Raw genomic sequence first — 17,269 nt, 5'->3', positions numbered from 1 at the left:
ATATGCCTTTTACAATCCTAAAATATTCTACACTTTTCAGGAACATGCCCTTTTAAATCAGGTAGTTCTTCCTCCCATTCTGACCGTAATATATCTTAAGCAGAATATCTGCAAGGACACCGGTTGCAAGAAACTGCACCCCAACAATAATCAAAAGAATTCCCACAAGGAAAAGGGGCCTGTCACTTAATCCCCTACCATAAACAAGTCTCATAATTCCAAGGTACATAGATATAATAAAACCCAAAAATCCAAAAACCAAACCTGCACCACCAAATACATGCATGGGCCTGACTGAATACCTTTCCCAGAAGGCAACCACGAGAAGATCCAGAAAACCCCTGAACAACCGTTTCCAGTTGTACTTTGTTTTACCATACTGTCTTTCCCTGTGGTTGATCTTGATTTCCCCTATCCGGTATCCTTTCCAGCCGAGCATTGCAGGAATATAACGGTGAAGTTCCCCGTAAAGTTCCAAATTATTTACGCATTCTTTTTTATAGGCGCGGAGGGTACAGCCGGAGTCGTGAATCTGTTCATGGGTCAGTTTTTTTCGGAGGTAGTTGGCGAACTTTGAGTAGACTTTTTTTGAAAAAGTATCTTTTCGGGAATAACGCCAACCACAGACCACATCAAAGTCTTCTGATTCCAGCTTTTGTAGAAGGAGCGGAATGTCATGAGGGTCGTTCTGGAGGTCTGCATCCATGGTTATAATGTACCTGCCTTCGGCATGGTCGAAACCGGCTCTCAACGCGGCGCTCTGTCCAAAATTTTTTCTTAATTTTAGGACTCTTAATCGATTGTCGGTTTTGCTTAATTCATTAAGCTTTTCAAAAGTTGAATCCGTAGATCCGTCATCCAAAAAAATGATTTCATAGCTTTTGCCTAGAGGCTTAAGGGCTTCTATTACTTCCCAGTAACAGGGAACGACACTTTCCTCTTCATTATAAGCCGGGATCACAATTGAGAGTTCGACACTCACTCCGCATACCTCCTAAGGCCTTCTTCCACAGTAATTTCAGATTTCCATCCAATTTCTTTCCTAGCTATTTCCAGAACTTGCGAGAGAGTGCTTTGCATCACCTTTCACAGGATTCATGTAGATTATTTTCAATTCATTTTCATTTATTTCAATAATTTTTTGGGCAAGGTCATTGATGCTGAAAGAATTTCCGCGTCGATATTATAGACCCCACTTCCTTTTTCCATGCAGAAAAGGTTTGCCCTTACTATATCATCTACATAGGTAAAGTCCCTTGTATTCTCTCTATCCCCGAAATGATAATGTGTTCATTTTTCAAGTCAGCTTTCGTAAATATATTGATCGCAAAGTCCGGTCTCATCCTCGGGCCGTAGACCGTAAAATAGCATAAGGAAACATTTTTCAATCCGTAGTCTTCTTCAAAGACCCTGCAGTAGTGTTTTGCGAGAAGTCTGGAAACGCCGTAAGGGGAAAGCTGCTCAGGAAGAAACTCGTCAAAGGGGAGATATTCTACTCTACCATAAACAGAAGAAGAAGCATTTCTAAATTTTCTGATGTCCGAATCAAGCACAGATTCGAGAAGATTTAATGTGCCCGTAGCGTTAACTTCATGAGGTTTCATGGGGATTTCAACAGAGGTCCTGACCTCAGCCTGAGCAGCTTCATGAAAAATATATTCGACCCCTTCAAAAGTCCGGTTTAAAGGGACCTTATCACGGATATCGTCTTTAACAAGTTTAAAACGATCATATTTCCTGAAAGGCTCTGTATTTTTTCCCTTTAACCGTGGAGAGTAATAGGCATCAAAGTTGTCAAGGCAAACAACCTCCTGCCCAGGATTCAGTAAGTTCTCGATAATGTGAGAGCCTATAAATCCCGCTCCACCCGTTATCAAGCATTTTGTCATTTTCATATTTTACAACATTTCATAAAGTTCAATATTTATAACTATTTTGAAAAGAATGTGTAAATTATACTGCGCAGAAGTTATACTGCATACATTAAAGTATAGATGATCATATTCTATGAAACTTTCCGATACAGCTTCTAATAAATTCCGGAACTTATTAACATTGAGAATAATTTCCATAGACAAGCATCTATCAACAGGAACGAACCGAATTCAACAAACCCATCAAAGCCATATTTAAATCAAAGGAAAATACTTTATAGATAGGGAATAACAAGACCACAAACAAAAATCACTCTATTTAAAAAATGTTACCGAAAAAACCTGGCAAAAGTAATAAAATACAACCGAGTTGATCATTACGAATAAAATCACGATGCCTCCAAAGTCAAAACAGCTAACTTCCAACTACAAACTCGGAATAATCTCTATCCTTGCGATTATAGCAGTTGCATTTCTCATCCGTATGCTCACCTATGCTTCGCTCACTGCAGATGGGGGCATAACTTTCACGGGATATGATGACTATTATCATATGCGGCGCATTCTATACACGGTCTCCAGTTTTCCTCATTCCCTTAACTTTGATACCTATCTTAACTACCCATATGGTTTTGAGGTTGGATGGCCGCCATTCTTTGACCTCTTAGGCGCCCTGCTTGCAATAATTATAGGAGGAGGACAGCCTGATACGCATACTGTAGAATTTGCAGGGGCGCTTTTGCCAGTACTGCTCGGAGTCCTGACCGTAATTCCTGTTTATGTAGTGGCAGCTTCGGTCTTTGACAAAAAAACAGGGCTTCTTGGAGCTTTCGTCTTTGCTACTCTCCCGGCCCATGTATACATATCCCGCTTTGGGGCAGCCGACCATCACGTAGCTGAAGTACTCCTCTCAACGGCAGCCTATGCACTATTCATACTTGCCATAAAACTGGCAGGGGAAAAAAACCTCACATTAAGTTCACTCAAAAACATATCTTCCGATAAAAACCTCATAAATCCCCTGGGACTTGCAGCAGCCTCAGGAATCTTTTTTTCACTCATTATCTTTACCTGGGTGGGGGGCCCGGTCTTTATCAGTTTTATTGGCCTTTACGCGCTGGTTCAGAGAACAATAGACCTTAAAGCAGGAAAAGAATCGGATTACCTCTTCATCTGCTCGGTTATAACTCTGCTTGCCACGCTTTTGTTCACAATTCCTTTCGCAGCAGGAGAAATCCGGCCCGGGCTTGAAATGAGTGCGATGTATCTTTCCTGGTTCCAGGTCGTATATGTACTGATTATGCTCGCAGGTTTATTCCTTTTATGGGGCTTTTCAATATATGTCTCAAAGAAAGAAATGGACTGGAAGTACTACCCCGGCGTTTTAATACTAATCTTAGTCTCAGGGCTTTTTCTCGTCAGGATATTTTCCGTCGAATACTATGGTTTCATTGTTGAAGGCCTGAGGTTTTTTTCGGGGAAAGGAGAATACATAGGCACAATTTCCGAAGCAGTGCCCCTCTTTTTGACTTCGCAGGGAAAGCTTACCTTCTCATCGGTGCTGGGAAGTTTCGGGCTTACTTTTCTGGCGGCACTGGCAGGACTTTTCCTGTTCGTCCTTGAGTTAAAAGGAGAAAAGGCAAAACCTGAAGGGGTATTTTTCCTTTTATGGACACTTTTTTATGCATATCTTGCTCTTTCACAAAGACGTTTTACCTATCTTTTTGCAGTGAATATCTCAATCCTTACAGCATACATCCTCTGGGTACTGCTGGAATCCCTTGATTTCGAAACAGAAGCTAAAAAGCTGGTAAAACCCGAAAATAAAACGGAGAAGGTACCGGATTCCTCACTTAAAAGAGGAAAAAAAGCAGGATCAAAAACGAAATTTAAAAACAGACAAGCAACAGAATCAAAAAACACGTCAGCCGAACCTGATTACTTCAAACTGGTTTCAGGAGTGGCTTTGATAGGACTTGTCTTTGTACCCTCCATATGGTTTGGGGTCTCTTTTTCTAAGGATCCGGCTTCAATTGATCCTGAATGGAAAGACTCTCTCAACTGGCTTGAAGCCTCAACCCCTGCAACTTCCTATTATCTTGACCCCACAGAAACCCCCGAATACGGGGTCCTTAGCTGGTGGGACTACGGGAACTGGATTGTATATATAGGAAAACGGCCCGCAGTTTCCAATAACTTCCAGACAGGGGTAGAAGATTCTGCAAATTTCTTTATTTCCAATTCCGAAGAAGAAGCTAAAACAATAATGGACAAGCTTAATGTAAAATATGTAATAACCGACACACAAATGGCAAAAGGTAAGTTCGGATCTATTGTTGAACTCGCAGGAAAAGAGATAGGAGACTATTACAACGTCTCAACTGTTCAGGAAAAAACAGGCCTCAGGACCGTTGCAACTGCCAAACAGGCCTATATGGATACAGAGATATACAAACTCTACGAAATTGACGGGATAGGGCTTGGAAACCTCAGGCTGGTCCATGAAAGCTCGCCGAACACCACAGAGGATGAAAACAGTAGCGGAAACACCGTAAAGGTATTCGAATATGTTAAAGGGGCCATACTTTCAGGTACCACAGCTCCTAACGCGACCGTGATTGCAAAACTTGAGGTCAGCTCGAATACGGGGAGGGAATTCTTATACCAGAACGGGGCCATGGCAGACGAAAATGGTTCATTTGAAATAACCGTGCCCTATTCTACCGAAAATACCGGAGAAGGGGTTCATGCAACATCTGCTTATTCCCTGACCGCAGGGGAGAACTCAACCATTGAAGGGATTCAGGTAACTGAAAACGATATTCAGAACGGAACCAGAATAGAGGTAAACATTCCCCAAAATGAAGCCGAAAATGAAGAATAAGGTTTTAAAAGTAGAAAAACAAGGGAATGAAAAATATTGGGAATAAAAAAAATCCAGAGAATAAAAAACACACGAAGAATAGATGGAAAGAGAAAAATCTTTCCTTCTTTTCTCCTTTTGGAAGATAAATGATGGGTTTTCGGCTGAAAACACTACTTTTCCGATTACTAATTTTTCCGGCTTATTCTGCCGTACTTTCAACTCCAACTGCATTCAGGAATCTCTTGACGACTGCTTCGTTAACGAGCCTCAATAGGGTCTGCCGGTCTTTTGTGGCACTGAAAACTCCGAGGGGAATCTGGGCACCTGCTGCATTTGCATGCCCTCCTGCGTCTTCTCCGAAAGCCTGACGCATAATTTCTCCAAGGTTGACTCTGATATCCGTGCTGCGGCCCGAGATATAGATGCGGTCCTCAGTGACTCCGAAGACAATGGTTGTGGAGATCCCTTCAAGGCTAAGGAGATAATCTGCAGCTTGAGGGAGAGTATCCCTATCCCGGATGTTCCCGACATTTGAAAGGAGGTAGCTCCCGATTACCTGCCGGTTCCTTATGGCTTCCCCGAGCACTTCGAGGGTTTCGGTAGCCATTGAAGGCTGCTCGAGCTGGTCAAGAATCCCATGATTTGAAAGAGGATAGAGGTACGAAGCAGCTGAGAGGTCTGCAGGATCGGTTTTTCGTTTGAAGTCCTGAGTGTCCGTCCTGATCCCGTAAAGCAGAGCCGTTGCAAGAGTCTTTGAGATGTTGATATTCAGTTGCTGCAGGTACTTTGTCATTATAGTGGCTGTTGCCCCGAAGTTCGGCCGGATGTCTATGTAATCAGCCTTTATTTCGGTCTCTCCGGGAGGGTGGTGATCTATCACGATTCCCACATAGGAGTTGAGAGGTACCATATTATTAACACCGGGGATAGAACAGTCTATCAGGGCAATTTCATCGAAGTTCTTCAGATCATGCTCTTCCATCTTGCTGAGGTCAATCCCGAGAAGATTTACAAAAGCCTTGTTTTCCTGATGCCCGATCTTGCCGTGGTAAAGAATATTGGCTTCGACTCCCAGGCTTGTTGCAATTTCCTTTAACGCAAGCCCGCTAGAGATCGCATCAGGGTCAGGGTTGTCGTGGATTACGATAGCAAGTTTTTTGTCTCTTATCCCTTTCAGCCACCTGGCAAGCCTGTTACCTCTGTGGACTGACTCAGCCCTCTCAAGGGAACGTGAAAGGGAACTTGCAACAAGCTTCGAGGGCATGAAAACGTAATCTGCCCCCAGGTCTTCCATCTTTTCTTTGTTGATTATATCCGAAGAACGGGAAAAGATCTGGATATCAGGGTTTAATACTTTCTTGAAGTTTTCAATTCCTTTCCTGTTAGCCTCATTGTTAGAACTCAGGAAGAGTATTGCAACTACATTTTTAAGGTCAATATTATTAATCAGCTCGGGGTCAGAGATATCCCCGAGAATGGTTTCAAAACCTTCCTCTCTGAGGGTCTCAACCTTGGCTTCGTCCTTATCTACAATAATTACAAGTTTATTACTTTCCCTGAGCTCTTTTGCAAGCGCAAAACCAATACTTCCGCTCCCCAGAATAAGATACCTGGGTTTAACAGTGCTCTTAAGGCTGCTATCCGCATCTTTTGAAGAATTAGACAAAAGTTATCCTCCTGCTCTCCTGTAAGTCCAGACATGTGAAAAGGAAAGCAAACATTTAACAAATCCCTGCCTGGTTACAATATTTCACATTCTCTTAATTTGAATCACGATTAGAAGTAAAACATTAATTGTTAGACATAAGGCTATTTAAGATTATTTTTCAATACTAATTTGACTATATGAAATAACTTTGATATTTAACTCAATTTTCGTTTTTAGAATTTAAATACTAAATATTAATCCGTTTTTAGAGGGTGAATAAGATATTTCCTTAAATCTGCTAACTTTAGTTCTTAGTTCCTCTTACTATACATTTGTTACCATTAATGAAGTTACTTATTCCGGGTAAGGGTGAAATCAAGACTCAAGAGAAGAATCCTGCTTAAATCTCTGTATGATCCTGCTGAGGTCACTGTATAAACTTCTTTCCTGCAGAGTAGCCCGGTTTTTTGAAGTATTTAACAGGTCCCTACCCGGTATACATGTTATATTTGAATGTAGCGTATATACTTAATGACACTATACTTAATGACACCGGATGAATTTTGTTTACTTAAAAAGATTTCAGTATAAAAGCGATCATGAAATTCAGGTAATATAGAGAAGTTATAGAGAATTCGGATTTTGTGAAATAATAACATATTAAAAGACCTGCAGGCAACCAGCATGAAATATATAAGTTCTTTACGGATGAAGGCGATCGATACCAACTGTTCATATCTGGGACTGTCTCCGCTTCAATTAATGGAAAATGCGGGTGCAGCTATTGCACAGAGTGTAAAGGAAAAACTTGGCAGTGGAAAGGTACTGTTTGTGGCAGGCAGAGGAAATAACGGTGGCGACGCTTTTGTTGCTGCCAGGCACCTTGCAGGCACTCCCGGATATGTGGTAAGGGTGATACTGCTCGGAAAAGACCGGGATATAGGAACTGAAGAAGCGTTTCGCAATTATTCCCTGTTAAAGTTCAGCAGGGTACAGACCCTTGAAACCAGAGATTCGGGCCAGCTTGCAGTTTCCGGGTGGTTTTCGGAAGCCGACCTGCTTGTTGATGCCATCTTTGGCACCGGGGTTAAGGGAAGTATAAAAGAGCCCGAGTCAACTGCAATAGACCTTATGAATAGCGAAGGGAAAGCCGGAAAAACCGTAATTGCCATCGACGTCCCGTCGGGGCTTGACCCTGACAAAGGAAATTTTGGAAAAGCCGTATATGCAGACCTTACAGTAACTTTTCATCGCATGAAAGCCGGGCTCATGAATGAGCAGGCAAAAGAGTATACAGGCACGATAAAGGTTGCAGAGATCGGAGTCTGCGCGGATGCGGAACACTATGTAGGGCCTGGAGACTTGCAGATGCTTCAGAAGAGAAAGCTTGAAGCACACAAAGGAAATGCCGGAAAGGTCCTGATTATAGGGGGAGGCCCTTACTCCGGAGCGCCGGCGCTTGCAGCCCTTGCAGCCCTCAGGACAGGAGCGGATCTGGTAACAGTAGCAGTGCCCGGATCCGTATCCGGAATTGTAGCTTCTTACTCTCCGGACCTTATTGTCAGGAAACTCATTTCAAACGTACTCTGCCCCGAAGACCTGTCCGTCCTCCCGGACCTTATCAACTCCCATGATGTGGTTGTAATGGGAATGGGGCTTGGAAGAGCAACAGAGACCCTTGAAACCGTTCGAAAGCTTCTACCCTTCTGCCGGAAAGTAGTCCTGGATGCCGATGCCCTTGCAGCCCTTTCAGGCCCTCTCTTTGAAACCCTTGCAGGAAATTGTGAAATAATAGTGACCCCGCATGCAGGAGAATTTGAACGCCTGAGAGACATGGAAACTCCGGACTCCCTTGCAGCCCGCGAAAAAGCTATCAGGGAATTTGCGGAGGAAAAAGGTGTGGTGACTCTCCTGAAGGGAAAGATAGACATTATTTCTGACGGAAAAAAGACCCTCCTGAACAGGACAGGAAATCCGGGCATGACCGTAGGAGGAACCGGAGACGTACTGGCAGGCATTACAGGATCGCTATTTTCCAGAAACCCGGCGTTCCTTGCCGCAGCCTGTGCAGCTTACATCAATGGGGCAGCCGGAGACCTGGCCTTCAATAAAACGGGAAATTCACTGCTTGCAACTGACGTGATTGAGAGGATTCCTGAAATAGTCAAAGAAGCAGGAATCGGATAAAACTGAAGTAATGCAAAAGTAATAATTCTGTGTTGAAACATAAATTCTATACCATGAAGGGGGAACAGAGTATGACACACGATTTTGAGAGGAAAATAGATGTGGAAATCGAAAGGACAAGAATAAGGCTTACGATTTTCCACGGGGAAGATGAAGAAGTTGTAAAGCTTAACCTTGAAGAAGCCGAGGAACTGGTGGAGAAACTGGGGCAGGCAATTAAGGACTACTCACAGCGGAAACAAATCAGGATTGATTGAACAGAAAAAAGAGAAGAAATTACAAAAAGATTAAAAGTTCTATAGCCTTCCAGATAGCTGTGTAGAATTCCAGAGAGATAAAAAACGCGGTGATTTTGTGGAAAAGTCATTTACTCATATTGAAGCCGGTAGGGCGCGAATGGTCGATATAAGCGAAAAAGGCAATGTTTCCAGGATGGCAAGGGTTGCAGGAGAAATCGTACTTTCCGCTGAAACCATCGAAAAAATAAGGACAGGGGCCGTGGAGAAAGGAAATGTGTTTGCAACTGCAAGGGTTGCAGCCGTGCTTGCAGTTAAAAAAACTCCCGAGACCATTCCCATGTGCCATCAGATCCCGATAACCGGGATAGATGTGGACTTCGAGATAGGAGAAGACGCGGTTTCTGCAGTTGTGGAGGTAAGGACCGTCGGGAAAACAGGAGTTGAAATGGAAGCTCTGACAGGAGTTTCGGTTGCGCTGCTTACAGTCTGGGACATGGTGAAATCTGCCGAAAAGGATGAAACCGGGAACTACCCGCATACAATGATAAGAAATATCAGGGTACTTGAAAAGCTCAAAGGGTAAAGATTCGAGGGATGAAAACCGGAAAAATAAGGGTCCATTAAAAATAAGATTTTTAAAGGATGGAATATATCAAGACGGCAAACTGAGGTATGAATCTTGAAGATCATAGGTGGACCAGCATCACAGTTACTTGCCAGCCGCACGGCCAGGGCTCTCGGGACAGAGCCTGTACTCTGCGAGTTTAACCGTTTTCCTGACGGAGAACTTTACCTTCGAATCGCAGACGAAATAGAAAACGAAAAAGTGACCCTGATCCAGAGCACGCCCACGGATTCGGATCTTGTTGCCCTGCTCCAGCTTATCGATGCCTGTGAGGCGGCAGCCGAAATCAATGTTGTGATCCCCTATATGGGATATGCCAGGCAGGACAAGAAGTTCAAGCCCGGCGAGCCTATAAGTGCCCGCGCTATTGCCCACTGCATTAACACCGACCGGGTTTTTACGATAAACATTCACGAAAGAAGCGTACTGGAACACTTTCCCTGCCCTGCCGTAAATCTTGATGCGGCAAGACTTGTGGGTGAATACATTTCAGGTTCGGGCCTCGAAAACCCCATGCTGGTAGCCCCCGATGAAGGTGCCCGGGGACTTGTAAAGAATGTAGCTGCAGAGCATGGTTTTGACCATGACCACCTCCAGAAAACAAGGCTCAGCGGGGATACCGTTGTGATCAAGACAAAAAACCTTGATGTAACCGGCAGGCACGTTGTCCTGGTAGACGACATGATTGCAACTGGGGGGACAATGGCAGAGTCAATCCGGATGCTCAAAGCCCAGGGAGCAATTGATGTACACCTTGCCTGTGTGCACCCGGTCCTTACAAGAAATGCAGCTTTAAGGCTGTTCAACGCAGGAGTGAAAGATATAATCGCAACCGATACCCTCGAAAAGGCCGAAAGCCTGCTGAGTGTTTCCCCTCTTATTGCAGAAGCCCTGAGAGGGATGTGAACTCTGAGTTTAGAGCCCATATAGAATAGATTAAAAAACGTCAAATTACTAAACTTTCAGTTCTATTTTTACCCTCCTCACGAAGGGGAAGGATAGACATAGTACAGATGTCTGCGATCCGGACCTGGACATTGTGATAATTATTACTCCCACAAACCGGACACTTTGATTTTATATACATTTTCAATCCCCACTTAAAGAAAAGATAGTAAATGTACAATATATTAAAAAAACTCAAGCTTGGTGAAAGTAATAAAAACATCTATGAAACAAGCCAGCTTCAAGGGAAAAATCCTATAAGGGAGTACACATGGATTTTAAACTGGCAGTGTATTATTGAAGCTGGCAATTAATCAATAGCGTTCAATTATTAAATATCTTTCTAATTATAGTACGTAAGTATAAAACGAGAGACACTACTATCTAAAAATATTTAAACACTAGACAGATATAAAATGAAATAGAACAGAATGCTAAGAGCCTATCCGAAAAGTCCTGCTGCTCTGAAAGTTATCCATGCGCATGCGAAATGTAGCATTGCTAGATAATTCTCAATCTTCTTTTCCCATCTAATCAGCAGCCTTCTGAATCTATTCAGCCAAGAATGTGTCCTTTCCACGACCCACCTTCTTGCCCTGTAACCTGGTTATCTATTCTTATGTTTTGAAGATATGGATTATTTTGAAGATATTGTAGATTCTATCAAACAATTCCAAGATTTCTACTTTGAATTTGAAGATTATTTACAACATAAACGAGATTGACATCATCGTAAAAGAATGTCTACTGTTAAATTTTTATGGTGGCGTTTACTGTTTTATTTTTCTTGTTTTCTTCATAATATGCTTTTCCAAACTCATCCATTAAATAGGAATATAAGATATTTGGCCGATAATCTTTGAAAAATTTGAAAATAATCAACTCTTTTATTTAATTCGTATTTTAGAAACGGAGTGAATTTGAATTAAGGCAACTTTATGAAATCTGTATGGTGAATTTATTTCAGTAGCGTACAAGAAATTCGAGATACCTATATCACCCAACAAAAGTTCGAGAGATGTAATTCGAAACCATGAAATCTTGATGTGCTAAATTTCCAACCCTATATCTGAACGATATACTTACTCGAGTATGTACTCGCGCGGATAATCTTCATCAGATTTTGAATTTTTAGTATCAGAACCTTCTAATTTTGCCTTTGCAAAACACTCTTTTGCTTATTCATAGCGGCCAGCTTCAATATTTAAAAAAGATGTGGGGTATGGGGGGTTAAGAGTTCGTTTTGAAGCTAGCCAACTAAATGATAGTAGTTACTTAGTAATAAAATTATCTACTAAAATATGAATAAGTAAGAACAACTAAAGGAAATTTAAGGATTTAGTAAGACCTCATCGATGATCTCTATAAAAGAGAACCAAAACATCGTATGATAGATATAGTAGCGACGATAGGGAAAGCTGTGGGGGATCTGCTTGGCAATTGATCCCGAGGTCCTGGACAGGAACATCGACAAGCAGGTTAAAACTATCAACGCTGCCCAGGCTGCAGCTCTGACTATCAAGATATCGGGGGATTTGTCGCAGGCCTGCAGGCAGGGGAGAAGAAAACAAGTTTCCTCCGTGGAAGTAGTTCCTCAGATTTTCGGAGCTACTTCCAAAGCTCTTCCGAAGAACTCACGGAGGTCCAGAAGGAAACGATCGAGAAGCTGTCAGCTGAATACTTCGGGTACATTGCCGAGTTCAACGAGACGGCCGGTGCGCAGTTGAAAGACCGGGCCTGGGTATCATCAGACAAGAAGGTCCGGAGCAGGACCCTCAAGGACGAGATCCGGAAGTGTGCAGAGGATATCTGGGGCGGCTCTGAAACTGTCACCATTGGCCGCACAGGCCAAATAAGGACATTAATCGATGTAGGCAAGGATAGGAAACTCAAGAAGGTAGAAAAAGAGATCACTAGAGCCTATAAAACAAACGTGGAAGCCTATGCCGATATGCTTGCCAGGACCTCTACGCACGGAGCATATAAGAGGGCAGAGGAGCTGCATATCAAGAGGAAGGGCAGAACATGTGGAGGTTTGTCGGGCCCGTAGATGAGAGGTACCAAGCCTGACCATTCTGCAATCGTGGGAGAGTATTTCACTTATGGAACTCCTGAGTCTGATATGGCCCTGCAGCTGCTGCATAAACCTAACTTCCGACATCTAGCTGTTGTATTCTTTGATGATCCGGATCTTGATACACCACGAAGAGTATGAGAAGCAGAAGGAGAAAGCCGGGTTGTATTGGGATGAGGAAAAGAGGGAGTGGGCTTTCAAAGAATCTGGAAAGACCATAAAGAAGACTGAAACAAAGAAGAAAACTAACAAGACAGAGACTAAGACTGAAAAGAAGAAGGAAGAGAAACAGGAGAAGAAAACTGAAGTAAAAAGATCGATTTTGAAGAGATATTCCGGGAGCATGAGAAAGATATCAAGGATAATGACTTTGAAACTGCCACAGTCCTCGACAAAAAAGGAGATATTATCTTCTCCAAGAAAGGACAAAAAGTTCAGTATCATTCAATGCGGGAGAACTTGAAAAAACCAGGGGCAACAGTTTCGCTCACAACCATCCACATGGCACGTCTTTCTCCCTGCCCGACATAAAACTTGCATCAACTTATAGAGTGGGTGAAGCCTGAGCCTGTGGAAAAAAATACATTTACTCGATGAGACCTGGGAAATCCGGGTGGAATAAGAAGTACTTTGATGAAAAGATAAAACCTTTATATAAAAAATATGATGAGGAAGTATAATGTAGAGTTGGCTCCTCGAGTTATCTCTGGAGAACTATCAAATGAAGAGTGGAACATGCTTCATAACCATATGGTATGGGAGCGTGTCTCACGGGACCTCGGACTTGACTATAAACGAATGGAGTGGTAAACACGGCTGAAGAATAATTCGTTTTAGATGACTCCTCTGACGCAGAAATCATCTATAGTCCTGTCTGCTCATATTGCAAGCATTTTCATATCCAGAGTGAAATTAAATTTGATGGCCTGAAAGCTATTCATAAACATAAGTGTGATGCCTTCCCAGACAGGATCCCTGACGAGATCTGGAGAGGCGACAACGATAACAAAAAATCATATCCTGGTGATCATGAGACCCAGTTTGATCACGTGTGATTCGACATAAATAGGAATTATTTGTGAGTTTTTTATTTATTGAATGGCACATCCATCTTTCTTAAATTTTTATACACATTTTCTCCCAATAGAGATCCGAAAAAAAATCAAATATGAATTTAAACTTGCCGATTTTTTATAGTAGTTGCCAAAACAAAAGCTTGGAGTTGACAATATATAAGAAAATATATGGAACTGAGATTGTTAAAGACTATGGACAGAAAACTTATAAGGAATTAGATAAAAGATATTTATGGAGTTCAACATGATTAAAAAATTATATTACGCATGATTTATTGAAATTAATAGAATTTTGTCAACTTTAACAGTACTTATCCATTCTATATCAAGTTTTGTAATCCCTTGTTAAATAAAGAATTGTTAACCTTAACTCTGCCTATTTATAGGGACTATATCCTCTAATTTGCTTATTTTTTCTCATTTTTAATATCAGTAGAACGATTTCAAATCGAAACTTATATATGCCTATATTCCCTACATAATAGGGATTATGGAACCCTGGGCAAGATGCTGGCTTGAAGATCAGCGTAAAGCTGGAGAAAAATGTCTTGAAATCAAAGTTCGAGGCGCTTGTCATTATGTTTATCGCTCTACGAGTGAATATGACAAAAAAATTAAGAAGGGTCGTAAAGTTTCAGTTTACATTGGTAGACTCGACAAAGATTACGGCTTTATACCTAAAGGTGAGAAACCTAAAACTAATGTGATACCTGTGCCTCACTCTGTCACTGACTATGGAAATTCAATGATTTTACATAATATGATGGGAGAGCTCAAACCTTTTCTCATGAAAAATTTTCCGGAATATTGGGAAGAACTCTATGCAATGTCAATTGTTCGTGTAAATGGATATGTCCCCCTCAAACGAATTAAAGATACTTGGGAAGATCTCTATAATCTTGAAGGTATAAAACCAAATCTTAATCCATCCAATCTTTCAAAAGTGTTAAGGGAAGTAGGTTGTGATAGGTTTGGGCAGAATGAGCTATTCAATCATCTCAAAAATGCAGACACTCAACTCGTCTATGACTTAAGTTCCTGTTTCTCTCGATCTATGAATATTCTACAGGCTGAAAAAGGCTACAACAAAGACTGTATTCAAGTTCCCCAAATCAACTTTGCCCTTCTTTGTGGTCTTGATAGTGAAATGCCTACTATGATCAAATCAGTTCCAGGCAGTGTGAAGGACATAAAGACATTATACAAAACAATAGAAGAGTTGGATATCAGCGATAAGATACTTCTTCTTGATCGTGGTTTTTTCTCAGAGAACATCCTTAACTGCTTAGAAGAAAACCATATCAAATTTGTGTTACCAACAAAAAGGAACAGCCACTATTATGACACAAGAATACACCTTAATGAAGAATTCATCTATCATGATAGACTCATCAAATGTGGTAAAAGAAAGTTAGGAAATAGGTTCCTATATTTATATGAAGACCTGGATCTAAGACTTGAAGAACAGAAGACGATCTTCAGAAAGAGAGAGGAAGGGAAGATCAGCGATGAAGAGTACTCTTTAAAACAAAATAGAGCAGGGAAGTTCTTGATTATCTCCAATTACGACATAGGAAAAAAGGAGATGTATGAACTCTACAAAAAAAGAGACTCGATTGAAAAGTTGTTTGATGCATACAAAACAACATTAGACGCTGACAAATTGTATCTTCATGATGATGAGAGCGTTTATGGGCATGTGTTTGTGGCATTTCTTTCATTATATGCGTACTGTAAATTGTTGAAGGCAATTAAAAAAGCAGAGATAAATGACAAGGTCTCACCCATTGATATCCTATTGAAGTTTAGAAAAGTGAAAAGTATAAACTTTGGTGAAAAAAGTATCATTACTGAAGTTCCTAAGAAAGTAAGAGAATTAGATAAAACTCTCAAATTCAACATATTCCCTACAAAAAATGGGAGTTAAGGTGTTAAATAAAGAACATAGTGATACCATGGCTATAAGCTCTAATGCAATAATGATTTATGGAATACCTGCAATACATATCGTGATCTTCGCTGTTTTAATGATAGTGCTTATATACTTAATATATAGAACAAAGAAAAAATAATATGACTAAAAAAACGAAGATTATTCTATTATTACAGATTGAATAATTTGTATAAAATTACACGAGATATATAATCACACAAATTGCTTGTAAAAGCTTCCTTTGAGTAGTGATTGAAACGACTTTCCACAGATGTCCTTTCAATTTTCACAATTTTTCTTGCTATTGTTTTTTCTGAACACTCAATGTTTACTCAAACGAGTATTGTTTATATTTTCCAAAGTTTTTGGCCTTTTGCCTTCATTGCAAGTTTCCAGTAGCTATTTCCCTAAGCTTCAGTAGAGATAAGTAGAGATAATAACTGCAAATGTTTCGAATAATTCCCCAAAAACGATCATAGAACCCGAAGGGCGCAAAATTCGACTTTCCTTTAAACACTCCTTTCTCAAACCCTCCTCCGTGGGGCTCTGCAAAAAGAAAGTTCTCAAAAAGCAATATGAGGTTTTTGTTTTCCTCGTGATACTCCGCTTCTCGAATTCTGAGTTCAGCTCGTTTGAGGGAGTTATCTTTATAATTGTGTATCCCCATTTTATACTCACTTCAGTCAATCTATCATCTGACTTTATAATATCGGTTTTCTAAGCCTGGTGAAAGTAACGGTTCTAAACTCAGAACTCGCCACCCTGAAAGGGGCTCGAATCATTTTACTCCAAATTTATTACCGTTAACTATTTTTTATATTCTGCGTATTCATAGTATTATGACCCTCCCAGAAGTTTGCCCACTTGATGAAAACCAGACATGTAAAGGGCGGGAATGCCACCTCTTCTGCCTGGAATGGAGAACAAGAGAACCTACCTGCCTTATAGGCTACAATGCAACAAGTAAAGTAAGGTCCGGCAGAGATGACCGGAATAAAGATACCTACGCTGAAGACACCTTCCGTAAGTTAGGGAGACAGCCTCTGCCCCGAATGAACATCTCCGGGAAAGGAGATTGGACCCCTACAAGACCGGTAGAAAGACCTCCAGAAGGACATCTTGAAAGAAGGGAGGTAAAACTTTCTCAGGAAAAAGATGCCCGGAAATGTTTCTTTGGACGCCATGAAGCAATTGTGGACGAAAAAGCGGAGAAACACCCTGAAGAAGATCCCGAGAAAAAGCTGCAGGACAGGCAGGTTTCCAGTGAGGCTGAGAAAGCTTCCCTCAGGCTGGAATCCAGGTTGAAAAAAGACCCTGTCGAAGAAGACACGATTATATATGCAAAGCTTCAGCCAAAAACTCAGGAAAAACCAAAAGTTCAGGAGAAAATAATCTCCAGGGATAAGCATTCAACAATATTTTCCTCCTATGACGAAGAAGAAAAGAAAAATATTTATCCTTCCGGGGGGGAAGAAAGACCGGGAAAAGCAGCTGAAAAAAGGGACAAACGTAAAAAACTTGATGAATTTATGGATATAGACCTCCCTGATAATTACGAAGAGGAGTTCTGGAGTTAAAAAATTCCTCTCTGAGAAAATAGGTAAACTTGGAACAAGTCAAAATTAACTTATAAGAGCAGAATTAATTTAGGGTAACTTTGCAAACTCAAAATTAACGGAGTGAACAGAAGTTTTCTGAAATGATTAGAGGCAATATAGAATTAACCTCCAGAATTAACCTCCAGAATTAACCTGGAGTAAACTTATCGTTATCCGGAATTGTTCAAATTAATTTAAAAAGGA

General features: G+C 41.1%; 16 protein-coding genes and 1 pseudogene. 11 read left to right on the top strand and 6 right to left on the bottom strand.

Annotation, left to right across the window (positions count from 1 at the left end; translation table 11 throughout):
* Positions 1-52 precede the first annotated feature (52 nt).
* The 3 genes from MSSIT_RS15260 to MSSIT_RS15255 form a co-directional block, all read right to left on the bottom strand.
* Positions 53-982 carry a glycosyltransferase family 2 protein gene (locus MSSIT_RS15260; RefSeq protein ID WP_048173440.1) on the bottom strand — a complete coding sequence of 310 codons (930 nt, stop codon included), beginning with the start codon at positions 980-982 and terminating at the stop codon, positions 53-55.
* A gap of 143 nt (positions 983-1,125) precedes the next feature.
* Entirely contained in the window at positions 1,126-1,233 is a 108-nt protein-coding gene (locus tag MSSIT_RS25395; RefSeq protein WP_269430834.1) for a hypothetical protein, read from the bottom strand.
* Between the two features lie 5 nt (positions 1,234-1,238).
* A complete protein-coding gene (locus MSSIT_RS15255; RefSeq protein ID WP_269430791.1) occupies positions 1,239-1,889 on the bottom strand; it encodes a GDP-mannose 4,6-dehydratase in 651 nt (216 codons plus the stop codon).
* A 379-nt stretch (positions 1,890-2,268) separates the two neighbouring features.
* Here MSSIT_RS15255 and MSSIT_RS15250 point away from each other — a divergent pair, with 379 nt between their 5' ends.
* Positions 2,269-4,758, top strand: coding sequence for an oligosaccharyl transferase, archaeosortase A system-associated (locus MSSIT_RS15250; RefSeq protein WP_048173439.1), 2,490 nt, complete (start codon positions 2,269-2,271; stop codon positions 4,756-4,758).
* A 181-nt stretch (positions 4,759-4,939) separates the two neighbouring features.
* Here the strand turns inward: MSSIT_RS15250 and MSSIT_RS15245 are convergent, their stop codons facing one another.
* Positions 4,940-6,406, bottom strand: coding sequence for a DHH family phosphoesterase (locus MSSIT_RS15245; RefSeq protein ID WP_048173438.1), 1,467 nt, complete (start codon positions 6,404-6,406; stop codon positions 4,940-4,942).
* Positions 6,407-7,072: 666 nt separating this feature from the next.
* On the opposite strand from MSSIT_RS15245, the gene MSSIT_RS15240 reads away from it, so the two are divergent.
* The 4 genes from MSSIT_RS15240 (at position 7,073) to MSSIT_RS15225 (ending at position 10,345) form a co-directional block, all read left to right on the top strand.
* Positions 7,073-8,575, top strand: a complete 1,503-nt coding sequence (locus MSSIT_RS15240) for a bifunctional ADP-dependent NAD(P)H-hydrate dehydratase/NAD(P)H-hydrate epimerase (RefSeq protein ID WP_048173437.1) — start codon at positions 7,073-7,075, stop codon at positions 8,573-8,575.
* A 71-nt stretch (positions 8,576-8,646) separates the two neighbouring features.
* Positions 8,647-8,832, top strand: coding sequence for a hypothetical protein (locus tag MSSIT_RS15235; RefSeq protein ID WP_048173436.1), 186 nt, complete (start codon positions 8,647-8,649; stop codon positions 8,830-8,832).
* 97 nt (positions 8,833-8,929) lie between these two features.
* Complete coding sequence (moaC, locus tag MSSIT_RS15230; RefSeq protein ID WP_048173435.1) at positions 8,930-9,397, top strand: cyclic pyranopterin monophosphate synthase MoaC; 468 nt, start codon at positions 8,930-8,932, stop codon at positions 9,395-9,397.
* A gap of 96 nt (positions 9,398-9,493) precedes the next feature.
* Complete coding sequence (locus MSSIT_RS15225) at positions 9,494-10,345, top strand: ribose-phosphate diphosphokinase (RefSeq protein WP_048173434.1); 852 nt, start codon at positions 9,494-9,496, stop codon at positions 10,343-10,345.
* A 481-nt stretch (positions 10,346-10,826) separates the two neighbouring features.
* On the opposite strand, the pseudogene MSSIT_RS22490 reads toward MSSIT_RS15225, so the two are convergent.
* Positions 10,827-10,991: pseudogene (locus MSSIT_RS22490) on the bottom strand (transposase); the annotation flags it as partial.
* A gap of 826 nt (positions 10,992-11,817) precedes the next feature.
* On the opposite strand from MSSIT_RS22490, the gene MSSIT_RS15220 reads away from it, so the two are divergent.
* The 5 genes from MSSIT_RS15220 to MSSIT_RS15205 all read left to right on the top strand — a co-directional run bounded on the left by MSSIT_RS15220 (position 11,818) and on the right by MSSIT_RS15205 (position 15,461).
* A complete protein-coding gene (locus tag MSSIT_RS15220; protein ID WP_048173433.1) occupies positions 11,818-12,111 on the top strand; it encodes a hypothetical protein in 294 nt (97 codons plus the stop codon).
* The gene (locus MSSIT_RS15215; RefSeq protein WP_048173432.1) at positions 12,108-12,434 is read left to right on the top strand and encodes a hypothetical protein; all 327 of its coding nucleotides are present in this window, start codon (positions 12,108-12,110) and stop codon (positions 12,432-12,434) included. The genes MSSIT_RS15220 and MSSIT_RS15215 overlap by 4 nt, the downstream gene beginning before the upstream one ends.
* Positions 12,435-12,599, top strand: coding sequence for a hypothetical protein (locus MSSIT_RS23550; protein WP_156158873.1), 165 nt, complete (start codon positions 12,435-12,437; stop codon positions 12,597-12,599). It abuts the gene before it with no gap.
* Positions 12,577-12,921: a hypothetical protein gene (locus tag MSSIT_RS15210; protein ID WP_048173431.1), complete on the top strand. Its 345-nt coding sequence runs from the start codon at positions 12,577-12,579 to the stop codon at positions 12,919-12,921. Before MSSIT_RS23550 ends, MSSIT_RS15210 begins: the two co-directional genes overlap by 23 nt.
* Positions 12,922-14,024: 1,103 nt before the next feature.
* Positions 14,025-15,461 (top strand): transposase, encoded by a 1,437-nt coding sequence (locus MSSIT_RS15205; protein ID WP_048173430.1) that lies wholly within the window; start codon positions 14,025-14,027, stop codon positions 15,459-15,461.
* 385 nt (positions 15,462-15,846) lie between these two features.
* Here MSSIT_RS15205 and MSSIT_RS15200 read toward each other — a convergent pair whose 3' ends face one another.
* Positions 15,847-16,134 (bottom strand): hypothetical protein, encoded by a 288-nt coding sequence (locus MSSIT_RS15200; RefSeq protein ID WP_048173429.1) that lies wholly within the window; start codon positions 16,132-16,134, stop codon positions 15,847-15,849.
* Positions 16,135-16,306: 172 nt separating this feature from the next.
* On the opposite strand from MSSIT_RS15200, the gene MSSIT_RS15195 reads away from it, so the two are divergent.
* Entirely contained in the window at positions 16,307-17,044 is a 738-nt protein-coding gene (locus MSSIT_RS15195; protein ID WP_048173428.1) for a hypothetical protein, read from the top strand.
* Positions 17,045-17,269: the final 225 nt, after the last annotated feature.

Origin of the sequence: Methanosarcina siciliae T4/M, from assembly GCF_000970085.1 — an archaeon.
Taxonomy (GTDB): Archaea; Halobacteriota; Methanosarcinia; order Methanosarcinales; family Methanosarcinaceae; genus Methanosarcina; species Methanosarcina siciliae.
This window is presented reverse-complemented; position numbering and strand designations above follow the sequence as displayed.

What these genes read in the sequence shown, in the direction of transcription:
- MSSIT_RS15255 (WP_269430791.1), bottom strand. Translation starts at nt 1,889, where the DNA reads ATGACAAAATGCTTGATAACGGGTGGAGCGGGATTTATAGGCTCTCAC.
- MSSIT_RS15250 (WP_048173439.1), top strand. Translation starts at nt 2,269, where the DNA reads ATGCCTCCAAAGTCAAAACAGCTAACTTCCAACTACAAACTCGGAATA.
- MSSIT_RS15240 (WP_048173437.1), top strand. Translation starts at nt 7,073, where the DNA reads ATGAAATATATAAGTTCTTTACGGATGAAGGCGATCGATACCAACTGT.
- MSSIT_RS15235 (WP_048173436.1), top strand. Translation starts at nt 8,647, where the DNA reads ATGACACACGATTTTGAGAGGAAAATAGATGTGGAAATCGAAAGGACA.
- MSSIT_RS23550 (WP_156158873.1), top strand. Translation starts at nt 12,435, where the DNA reads ATGAGAGGTACCAAGCCTGACCATTCTGCAATCGTGGGAGAGTATTTC.
- MSSIT_RS15205 (WP_048173430.1), top strand. Translation starts at nt 14,025, where the DNA reads ATGGAACCCTGGGCAAGATGCTGGCTTGAAGATCAGCGTAAAGCTGGA.
- MSSIT_RS15200 (WP_048173429.1), bottom strand. Translation starts at nt 16,134, where the DNA reads ATGGGGATACACAATTATAAAGATAACTCCCTCAAACGAGCTGAACTC.
- MSSIT_RS15195 (WP_048173428.1), top strand. Translation starts at nt 16,307, where the DNA reads ATGACCCTCCCAGAAGTTTGCCCACTTGATGAAAACCAGACATGTAAA.